Below are 11,101 nucleotides of genomic sequence, written 5' to 3' on the forward strand. Positions count from 1 at the left end.
ACTTAAAAGCTTTCATCTGTATCATTTCTTCACCTCCTTTTAATTTATATTACAGGCTTACATCTCCACCCTACTTATATTGAGGATGGAATATTTCGCCTATCTTTGATAAAAAGATAAAAATAGCCATGCAAGTATAATATTAATAGGCTGTCTTTCCTCCTACTTATTATAGAACACATGGCTATTTGTATTTAGTTAAAATACTACTACTAGTTTAGATTCTAATACTTTTAATTTGATACTTATTCATCTGTCATACGATATCCTACTCCTACTTCAGTCAAAATATACTCTGGTTGAGCAGGATTTTTTTCAATTTTTCGTCTTATACTTGCCATAAAAACTCTAAGAGATTGGTTTTCGCTTTCATAGTAATTACCCCAAACCTTATCTATTATAAATTTATGTGTTAAAACTCTCCCTGAATACTTAGACATTAATTCAACAAGTTTATATTCAATTGGAGTTAAGTGTATCTCCTCGCCATTAATAGATACAGCATGCTTTTCATAATCTATCTTTAGATTTTTAACCTCAAAGGTTGTAGGAACATCACTATTTATCTTACCTTGTTGAACTTTATTTCTAAGGGCCACACGCACTCTAGCCAAAAGTTCTGTTACACTAAAAGGTTTCGTCAAATAATCATCTGCTCCACCATCTAAAGCCTCAACTTTGTCTCTCTCGTGTTCTCTTGCTGAAACAACAATTATTTTATTATTTTTAGCACAAGCCCTAACTCTACCTATTACCTCAATTCCATCAATATCTGGTAAACCTAAATCTAAAATTATTAAATCTGGGTCAAGAGAATGTATAAGTGATATAGCTGTGCCTCCATTGTCAGTTTCTACACATCTATAGTTTTGAGTTTCCAGAGACACTTTTATAAATTTACAAATTGGTCTATCGTCTTCCACAATTAAAACCAACGGTTTTACTTCCATTCGTCTTTCACCTCCCCTTTATCTAAAGGTATACTAAATCTAAATGTGGCTCCTCCAGAAGGATTATTAAAAGCAATAATTTCTCCACCATGAGCTTGTACTATAGACTTACATATTTCTAAACCAAGACCAATCCCTCTTCTTTCAAGATTTCTTGCTTTATTCTTTGTATAAAATCTATTAAATATATTCTTAATATCTTCACTTGGTATTCCTTTTCCGTTGTCTGCCACTTCAAATAATACATTTTCAGCTTCTTTACTTACAGTTAATTCTATCTTAGAATTTTTAGGTGTATGTCTTATAGCATTGTCAATTAAGTTTACTAAAACTTGCTCTATCAATAATACATCCACATGAACTATTATTATTTCATCTGGTATATTGGTTTGTATCTCTCTACTATTGGCAAATTTTTTAACTCTTAGTATAGATTCCGCAATTATTTCATCTACAACCTCTGGACGTTTTTCAATATCCAATTTTCCTTCATCTATTCTGGTCATACTAAGTATATTCTCAACAGAGTGAGTCAACCAACTTGTATCTTCATATATATTTTTTAGTAGCTCTACTCTAGTTTCTTTATCTATTACATCATCATTTTCAAGTATAGTTGAAGAAGAACCTAGTATGCTTGTAAGTGGAGTTCTCAAATCATGAGAAATTGATCTAAGCAAGTTTCCTCTTAACCTCTCTCGTTCTGTTTCAAGATTAGCTTTTTTATTCTTTTCAAATAGATTTTCTCTATCAATTGCTAATGCAACTTGTGTTGAAACTGCTTCTAACAATATCTTTTCATTTTCCGTAATAATATCAATTTTAAAACATGCAATACCTATAACACCAAGAACATTGGATTCTTGACCTTTTATAGGAAAATAGTAAGCACTACTATTTTTACAATATTTTGTTCCAATCCCAACTGGCACACCTGTTCTAAAAGCCTCTTTTATAGCTTCCTTTTCTAATACTGAATAGAATATATTCTCACTTCCGTCATTATTACAAATATAAATACTTGGCTTACCTAGATTATTATCACCATCTGCAATAGTTACTATAACAGTTCTATTTAACATGTTTACCAAATTAGACCCACAAAATTCAATTATTTGATTTTTATTTTTTGCTTTAAGAAGTGTTTTATTATTTTCATAAAGCAATCTTATCATTTTCTCTCTTTTATGAGAAAGTCTTACTTCTTTTTTTATTCTAGAAGTTAAAGTACTTGTTATAATTGCTGCCAAAAGCATAATACAAAAGGTCATTGGATAATCTTTTCTATAAGCTATAAAAGTATATAATGGGTGTGTAAAGAAAAAATTAAATGATAGCACTCCTATTACTGAAGAAAGTATTCCAAAAAAATACCCATGTGTTATACTTGTAGCAAATAATACACCTAATATATACACTAAAATAATATTAGATTCATTAAAACCTACTTTTTTAAAAGCTACTGATATTCCAGTAGCAATTATCATAACCAATATAGTTTTTATAAAGTCCTTAATAATTATTTTCTTACTGAGATAGTCATCTTCATCATAATCATACTCTTTTAAGTCCTCATGATGTAGTCGTTCTTTTTTCATTTACTACAATTCCTCCTTATTGTTACTGTTTAAATTGACTCTAATGTATATAATACAATTTTATCATAATAAATTCAATCAATACATTTAATTAATACCTTCAAATTACTAAAAGGTGCTGTCTTAAAATGAAAATAAATCTCTATTTCAAAACAGCACCTTTATATATTTAAATCACTAATTTAATTTTTACATATTTAAATTGTTAGTTCAATTCAATCTAATAAATTATAATATCTTAATATTTGATTTTTAAAACATTCCTATCCGACAAGCATAAATATAAAGTGGGCACATACACCTGCACATAAACCACCTATTGTATGCGAAAGAATCGCTTTACCAGCTAATGGTCTTGCATCTAAAGCATCCATCATACCAATGTGTGTACTTAAATATCCACTCCAACACATACCCATTGCTGTAAATACTGCTATATCATTAGGAGTTATAGCACCTGATTTTATGAATTCTGGTACTAGAGATATTGCTGCTCCAACAGCACCTAATGCAGTTACAGGGAATGCTATTGCTTCTGGTGAAGTAAATCCAAATAATGGTTCTATTATAAAACTGATTTTGTCACCAATAGCAGGTAATAATTTTATACCTTCATATGCAGCTCCTGTGTAAACAGCTTGACCTGTAGCAGGGTCTGTAGATGGTCCAAAAGTTAATAACATAACTAATGTACAAACTACTAAAACTCCTGGTATTATAGCCATACCCATTTCAACACCTAGCTTACCACCTTCAAGTATAGCATCCAATGTTCTTTGGAATACATTACCATCTCTTATTTCTCTAAACTCTTCAATCTTTGCACTGTTTACACTTGCTTGTTTGTCATTATCACTTTTAGGGTCATAATTATAATACTTTTTAGTAAAAGTCAACATAATTCTAACACTAATAATACTACCTATTATTGCTCCAACGTTACCAATTATAGCTGGTAATACATATTCTTTACCTTGAGCTATCATGAAAGTTGTTACAATAAGTCCCATACCAAAAGCTGTTCCTAAGTTACATAAAGCAGGTATTTGATATTTTTTAAAGTATTGTGTAAATGTTTTGTCTTTAGCGAATGGTATAATAGCTGGGTTATCAGATAAATAAGTTGCCACTACTCCTGCTATACTAGCACCAGGTAACCCCCATATAGGTCTCATAAGGCCCTTAAATATCTTATTTACTAAAGATATTACTCCAAATTCTGAAAGTAATGCACTAAGTGCACCTGCAAGGACTGCCATTGCCATTATCAAAAATACTGTGTCTAGTAAAAGTGCATGTGCCGTGCTCATTATTACTTTGAACATCATTCCTGCACCCATGATACTGCCTACATAGCCAAATCCTACCGCCAAAAGTACAATAAATACGAAGGTTTCCATACTTACTGCCTTGACTCTCCTCTTATCTGACAGCTTCTCCATTTTGATTTTCCCCCTTTTTAATTTAGAATTAAGGTTTCTACATTAATACAAATTTGTTAATACAAAACAAGTTCTAAAACTTACATCTGTGATTCAAGTTGTCGGTTTGTTGAAATAAAAAACCGTGACTGATATTATAACAATAAGAATATCTAATTTAATAAAAGATATTCTTATTCTATTTTATGTTATTATATTATCACCCTTTGGTATAAAAGTCAATTTTTTCTATTTCTGTGGTTTAATTTTATTTATGCTCTTCTTATATTTTTTATTATCTTTTATCTTCGAAACTATTCCATACAGATTAACTCTTCTAAATACTGTAGTTATAAATACTAACCCCAATGCAATCGAACTTGCACAAGATAATGTACTTACCCCATACTCTACTGCCTTAATATAGTCATTAGTTAAAACAGAATACATAGTGTTATATATTCCATAACCTGGTACTAAGATTATGAGACAACAAACACTTAAAGTTGTCGATGGAGTCATATAAATCCTAGCACATAATTCACAGTATATTGCAAAACATACTGTAGCTATAAAAAAACACAGGTTTACTGATACACCCATATTCAAACAAAACTTATACGAAAACCAAGCTATACTTCCACCTACACCTGATATTATCAAGTTTTTTCCCTTCATATTAAATAAGACTCCAAAACTTAAGGCTGTAAAAAAAGCTGCTACTACTTCTATAAACAATTTCATTTATATACCCCCTAACTTGAAGTATAATCCTAGTACCAAAAACATTCCTACTGCTATGGATACACCTACAAAAAATACTTCTGCCAACTTTGCAAGACCAGATATCAATTGACCATCTAACAAGTCTCTTAACGCATTAGTTAAAGCAAGTCCTGGAACCAAAAGCATTATTGCTCCTGCTATTAAATGGTCCATAGTCTTTATAAATCCAAGTTTTAGAATCACAATAGAACAAAAAGCTATAACAACTGCTCCTATCGCATTTACAAAAAAATCGTTTAGTGATGACTTATTTAGGTACATAATAACAAATTTAGTCATTATTCCCACCATAAACGCAGCTATAAATTCTTTTAAATCTCCTCCAAATAATATAGAAAAAGTTGCTGCTGCAATACCTGCAAAAATTATTGTTACTATATCTGAATAATAATTATCTTCACTTATCTCATCTAAAATCCTCTCACATAACTCAATATCTAAATTATTTATACTGATTGCTCTTGATAATGAGTTAACTTCATGAACTAAGTTTAGGTCTACCCTTCTTGAACTTATTCTTTTAATTGCTGAATGTAGTTTCCCATCTACAAAAACAGATGCCATTACAGCCGTTGGAGTTGCAAACACATCTACATGCTCTATACCAAAAGATTGGCATATTCTACTTATCGTTTCTTCAACTCTATAAGTTTCTCCTCCACTTTGCAACATAGCTTTACCTGCATTTGAGGAAAAGTTTAAAATTCTATCTATATCCACAAAACATATCTCCCATTCTTTTATAATATTATTCATATTTTATTACAATACATTAATTATTTAAAACTATTTTAAATAATTAATATCCAACATTTAGATTTTATGAAAAAATTTGTTTTTTATGCTTGTCAAAAATAAATTATAAAGTTATTTACACCATAAAATGGCTGAATTAATATTTCATAGACACTTTCAACCATTGATATATAACTGCTTTAAATTTTACAAGCTTATTTTTCTTTTCATTATTTTTGTTTCAATAAAAAATTCTCTCTCCATTTACTCTTCATTTTACCAATTCTTCATTAAATACTTTAAAAACTACTACAATTGACGATTTACAATAACTATAATTTTAAATCTGTACACTTTTAAATTGCTCATAACCTAATAATTAGTTTATGTATATTTAAGTAATTAGTTTTTATATATTTATATGAACATTAGATAAAAGTGCTACATACATTACAAAATTTATACTTATCTAATATAACAACATAATACCTTATGTAAATCCATAAAAATCCATATCTCATATAAATGCAACTATTATTTTAACACCAACTACTACACAAAACAACATATTAAAAAGTAAAATACAAAATATCCACTATAAACCTTATTTTAATATTAAATATATTATATAATATATTTAATATAACTTAAATATAAAGAAAGGGGGTACTATAATGTTAAGAAAAGATAAAGTTTTATTATCACTACATAAGTTATGTAATAATATAACTTTAAAAGACCTACAATCAGAGAAAACAGGATTTACTACTCTTGAAGTTGCTAACAATTCATCTCTTGATAGAAGTAATACTAGTAAAGAATTAAATAATCTATATAATGAAAAGAAAGTTGTAAAAATATCTGGTAAACCTATTTTATTTTTACATGCTGGTATTATTGAAAATTTGATTGGTCGTACCTTAAATAGCTCAGAATATTCTATAAGAAATTGTAATGAACTATTTAAATCAACTAAAAATGATTCAGAAGATGTCTTCTCAACATTACTTGGACATGATTCTAGCCTTAAATTAGCTATAGAAAAAGCTAAATCTGCCATACTTTACCCTCCAAAAGGTCTTAATACATTGCTTATAGGGCCTACTGGTGTTGGAAAAAGTACATTTGCTGAAACAATGTACAAATATGCTATAGAAAGCAAAGTATTTTCTTCTGAAAGTAAATTTGTAGTATTTAACTGTGCTGAATATGCAGAAAATGCTAACTTACTTCTTAGTAATTTATTTGGTTATGTTAAAGGTTCTTTTACTGGTGCTAATAAGGATAAATTTGGGATAGTTGCACAGGCTAATGGTGGTATATTGTTTTTAGATGAAATACACAGATTACCCCCAGAAGGCCAAGAGATGCTTTTTCTTTTGATGGATAAAGGTATATACAGACGATTAGGAGAATCTGATGTCGTACATAGAGCTACAGTCTTTATTGTGTGTGCTACAACAGAAGATATACAGTCTTCCTTACTTGGAACTTTTCTAAGAAGAATTCCTGTTACAATTAATCTACCTGCTTTACAGGATAGGTCCTTAAAAGAAAGATTATCTCTCATTAAATATTTCTTTATTGTAGAATCTAAATATACTAATGCAACTATAAGAGTTCATAAAGACGTAATTAAATCATTACTACTTTATGATTGTTTTGGTAATATAGGTCAACTTAAGTCTGATATACAACTTATGAGTGCAAGAGCATTTTTAAATTATAAGACTGAACTAAAAGACAACATAGAAATAGACTTATCTCTTGTTCCTGACTATATTTACACTGGTCTTTTAAAGTTGAATGAAAATCGCAGTAATTTAAATAAATTATCAGAGCTTGATTATATGCTTTTTTATGAATTCAATGGTAACAACTTAGAGGTCGAATATACAAAAGAACTATCTAAATACAATATAGATACATCAAACAATGGATTTAGATACTCTACAGAGATTCCTTATCTAGAAAATGATATAAGGAGTATGTTTATAAATTACATGGAGAAATACTCTACAAAATTACTTTCAGTATCATCAGTAACTCATTCTGATTATACAAGTAATGAGATTTTTAAAGTAATCAACCCAAAGATTTACTATGCTGTTGAACACTCTTTAAAAGAGGCTGAAAAAATCTCTAGAAATAAATATACAAAACAAACTTATGTTGCTCTTTCAATGCATATAAGTGCTCTTATAGAAAATATAAACCAGGATACATATAATCCTAAGTACAATCTATATAATGATAAAATTTTCTTAGAAAAAGATTTAAATATAGCTAAAATAGTTTTAAGTATAATTGAAAACGACCTACAGATATCTTTACCCAAGGATGAAGTAAAATTTATATCTATGTTTCTAAATAGTACATACCTTGAGCCTAATAATCACTCTGAAAGTATTGGAGTTATAATACTTGCTCATGGAAATTCAACAGCTAGCAGTATGTGTGATGTAGCCAATTCACTACTTGGTACAAACCATTGTAATGCAATTGATATGCCTTTGGATGTGAAAGTAAGTACTATACTTGACAAAGCTATAGAATTGGTAAAAGAATGTGATGAAGGTAAGGGGGTACTCCTTTTAACAGATATGGGCTCTCTTATAGCTTTTGGAGAACTTATTTCAGAAAAAACAAAGATTAAAACACGCTCTATTGAAATGGTGTCTACTCCAATAGTTTTGGAGGCAGTAAGAAAAAGTACTCTACCAGAAATGACCTTAGATGAGTTAGCTAACTCTTTAAGTTCTTTAAATCCATATATTGGACGAGCTGCAATTGACTCATCAGAAATAAATTATCCTGAAAAATCGAGAGATTATGCTATAATAACTACTTGTATAACAGGTTATGGTTCAGCTATGAAAGTTGCAGACTTTATAAATTCTTCGCTAAAAAATATCAATAAGTACAATATTAACTTAGTTCCTCATAATATAGAGAGTTTTAAAATGTATAGGAATAAATTTAGTAATACTAAAATTTTAGCAGTTGTTGGTAGTGTAGACTTTAATGTTGCTAACACTCCATTTATACACATAGAAGAACTTCTAAATGGATATGGCCTTGATATGTTAAACAAGATAATAGAAGGTACATTCAATGCCAATATTATCACTAATATAAAGGAAACAAATCTATCATATAACAGCTTAATAATAAACTTCATGTCTCAGAACTTAGAATTATTGGACTCAGTTAAATTATTCAACTATGTTAATTCATCATTATTTTCAATAATAGAATTAATAGACGAAGACCTTAAGAGTAAATTTAAACTTGGATATATACTACACTGCTCTTTTATGATAGAAAGATGTTTTAAAAATACAACTTTTCCATATAATAACATTACTGAGTTAATTGGTAAAAATTATAAATTATATGAATTAATACGAGAAGCTTTTAAAACAACTGAAGCTTACTTTAATATTTCGATACCAGATGAGGAAATTGCTTATATAATAGATATGATTAATGAATATCTAAATAAATAGAGCCTATAGTTCCTATCTTGCGCACATAATTAGTATATGAAATGGAGGATGAAATTTTGAAAAGAAAAGTAAAACTTTTAGCAATACTTGCATTAATTTTTACATTTATAACACCTGGATTCTCATTTGCAGATAATCCACCAGTCCCAAATTCTTCAAGGGCAGCATTGCTTATAGACCAAAATACTAGAAGAATATTATTTGAAAAAAATAGCGACGAAAAAATGCCTCTAGCTAGCTTAAGTAAGATGATGACATTTTTACTTGCAATAGAAGCAGTAGATAAGAATCAAGTTAAACAAACTGATATAGTAAAAATAGACAAGTCTACAGCTTCTGTTGGAGGTTCTACTTGTAAGCTTAAAGATGGCGATGAAATACCTCTAGGGGAGCTTATGCAAGGTCTTATGCTTGTTTCTGGAAATGATGCTGCTATGGCCATAGCGAAATACATTGGTAAAGATGAAAAGAATTTTGTAGATATGATGAATAAGAAAGCTGAAGAAATAGGAATGCATGATACGTATTATTTTAATCCAAATGGTCTTCCTAGATATACTGACCCAGAACGTAAAGAGCCTCCTATCGAGAACATATCAACAGCTCATGATATAGTTACTCTTGGAAAGTATATGTATGACCATTATGAAAGTCAGGTTACTAGAATAACTACTATGCAAGTTTATAATGATACTAAAAAGGATTTTACACACTACAATACAAATCCTCTACTTGTTTCAGTTCCTGGTGTTGATGGAATAAAGACAGGTTATACAGATAATGCTGGATATTGTTTTGCATTTTCTATGATGGTACCTAAAGATGCTAAAAATGAAAGAAATCATAGATTAATAGGTGTTGTACTTGGTGATGGTAATAAGAAGAATAGAATTTCTTCTTCTGCTAGCTTATTGAAGTATGGTAAAGACAATTTCCATTCTAAAAAAATAGCTCATAAGGGGGATACTATAGAAACTCCTTGTGTTGATGGTATTGATGATTTTAAGATAAAAGTTAAGGTAGATAAAGATTTATATGGTGTTGTTTCAGATAATGAGAATATCAATCCTAAGATAGTGTTTAAGAGTATGAGTTATCCTATCAATAAGGGAGATATTGTTGGTGTTGCAAAGTATTATAATGATTCTGGTAAGTTTGTTGGAAGTGTTAATGTGAGAAGTGAAAGCAATATAGGGTGTATTCCTTTGAAGGACAAGATTAAGATTAAGGTCGCTAAGATAAATAGAGAGCTTGAAGGCAGAAATTCTGTTTGTTTTAAGGCTTAGTGCTTAGATAAAAGTTAAGAGATTGAATGAAAGTTGAAAATTATGGAAAGCTCCACTGTATGGTGGGGTTTTTTGTTGTTGTGTTTTTACAAAAAAATTAAAATAGTGGCAACAATTGAGGATGTGAGGGAGAGTTGCCACTATTTTGTATAGGGTATTATATTATGTTTTTAAGCTAGTTTTACTATCTTCTATGTTTATATAATAACTCTTGTGTGTGAATTTAATAGAGAATTCATATGAATATTATGTGAAGTTTTATAATTATTTTGAAAGTAGATTAAAATGACTACACTTTCATATTGATTAAACTAGTTTAGATACATGTTTGTTTTAAATCTCCTAAGTAATGTTTATCAGTATATACTTTTGTATTTTTAGGATTCCTTAAGTAAATTTATACATCTTTCTTAAAAAATTATTATATTCATAAACAATAAAAATTACATTCTCTAAATTACAATTAGTCTGCTAAATTAGTTCCATTTACAATGATGTTCTGGACAAAATACTATTATTAATATTTTTAATAATAATAAAATATTAAAATTATTTAACTAAATTAGTGAACTTGACTATTAATCGACCAATTGTTGATATAGGACTTGAAGTATCTTCTTCTACTTTATACGTTTTTCCATTTTCTAATCCTGTTATTGATGTTCCTGTTAATGCTGCTTTATCTGCTTCTTCTCCTAATGTTCCATCTGCTTTAGTATATTTTACATTTCCATCCATTGTTACTTTATAGATTTTTCCACTAGTTAATCCTGTTATTTCTTTATCTCCTGCTGTTGCTCCAGCTACTGAACCTGA

The 11,101-nt window shown here is 29.1% G+C and carries 8 protein-coding genes; 2 read left to right on the forward strand and 6 right to left on the reverse strand.

Annotation, left to right across the window (positions count from 1 at the left end):
* Positions 1-245: 245 nt before the first annotated feature.
* From KGF46_RS19360 to KGF46_RS19380, 5 genes are all read right to left on the reverse strand, one after another.
* Complete coding sequence (locus KGF46_RS19360; RefSeq protein ID WP_227830438.1) at positions 246-950, reverse strand: response regulator; 705 nt, start codon at positions 948-950, stop codon at positions 246-248.
* Positions 941-2,548: an ATP-binding protein gene (locus tag KGF46_RS19365; protein WP_227830439.1), complete on the reverse strand. Its 1,608-nt coding sequence runs from the start codon at positions 2,546-2,548 to the stop codon at positions 941-943. The genes KGF46_RS19360 and KGF46_RS19365 overlap by 10 nt, the downstream gene beginning before the upstream one ends.
* Before the next feature lie 263 nt (positions 2,549-2,811).
* Positions 2,812-3,990 carry a hypothetical protein gene (locus KGF46_RS19370; protein WP_227830440.1) on the reverse strand — a complete coding sequence of 393 codons (1,179 nt, stop codon included), beginning with the start codon at positions 3,988-3,990 and terminating at the stop codon, positions 2,812-2,814.
* Between the two features lie 228 nt (positions 3,991-4,218).
* Entirely contained in the window at positions 4,219-4,713 is a 495-nt protein-coding gene (locus KGF46_RS19375) for a threonine/serine exporter family protein (RefSeq protein WP_227830441.1), read from the reverse strand.
* Complete coding sequence (locus tag KGF46_RS19380; RefSeq protein ID WP_227433654.1) at positions 4,714-5,475, reverse strand: threonine/serine exporter family protein; 762 nt, start codon at positions 5,473-5,475, stop codon at positions 4,714-4,716.
* 689 nt (positions 5,476-6,164) lie between these two features.
* On the opposite strand from KGF46_RS19380, the gene KGF46_RS19385 reads away from it, so the two are divergent.
* Both KGF46_RS19385 and KGF46_RS19390 read left to right on the forward strand, forming a co-directional pair.
* Positions 6,165-8,999: a sigma-54-dependent transcriptional regulator gene (locus KGF46_RS19385; RefSeq protein WP_227830442.1), complete on the forward strand. Its 2,835-nt coding sequence runs from the start codon at positions 6,165-6,167 to the stop codon at positions 8,997-8,999.
* 41 nt (positions 9,000-9,040) lie between these two features.
* Positions 9,041-10,285: a D-alanyl-D-alanine carboxypeptidase family protein gene (locus tag KGF46_RS19390; RefSeq protein WP_227854903.1), complete on the forward strand. Its 1,245-nt coding sequence runs from the start codon at positions 9,041-9,043 to the stop codon at positions 10,283-10,285.
* Positions 10,286-10,834: 549 nt separating this feature from the next.
* On the opposite strand, the gene KGF46_RS19395 is transcribed toward KGF46_RS19390, so the two are convergent.
* On the reverse strand, positions 10,835-11,101 hold a 267-nt coding region (locus KGF46_RS19395; protein ID WP_227862249.1), incomplete at its 5' end, for a hypothetical protein.

The organism is Clostridioides sp. ZZV14-6153, from assembly GCF_020657855.1.
Classification (GTDB): Bacteria; Bacillota; Clostridia; order Peptostreptococcales; family Peptostreptococcaceae; genus Clostridioides.

Bases quoted from the DNA above. Each gene is read 5' to 3' on its own strand.
- KGF46_RS19365 (WP_227830439.1), bottom strand. From the start codon at position 2,548: ATGAAAAAAGAACGACTACATCATGAGGACTTAAAAGAGTATGATTAT.
- KGF46_RS19370 (WP_227830440.1), bottom strand. From the start codon at position 3,990: ATGGAGAAGCTGTCAGATAAGAGGAGAGTCAAGGCAGTAAGTATGGAA.
- KGF46_RS19375 (WP_227830441.1), bottom strand. From the start codon at position 4,713: ATGAAATTGTTTATAGAAGTAGTAGCAGCTTTTTTTACAGCCTTAAGT.
- KGF46_RS19385 (WP_227830442.1), top strand. From the start codon at position 6,165: ATGTTAAGAAAAGATAAAGTTTTATTATCACTACATAAGTTATGTAAT.
- KGF46_RS19390 (WP_227854903.1), top strand. From the start codon at position 9,041: ATGGAGGATGAAATTTTGAAAAGAAAAGTAAAACTTTTAGCAATACTT.
- KGF46_RS19360 (WP_227830438.1), bottom strand. From the start codon at position 950: ATGGAAGTAAAACCGTTGGTTTTAATTGTGGAAGACGATAGACCAATT.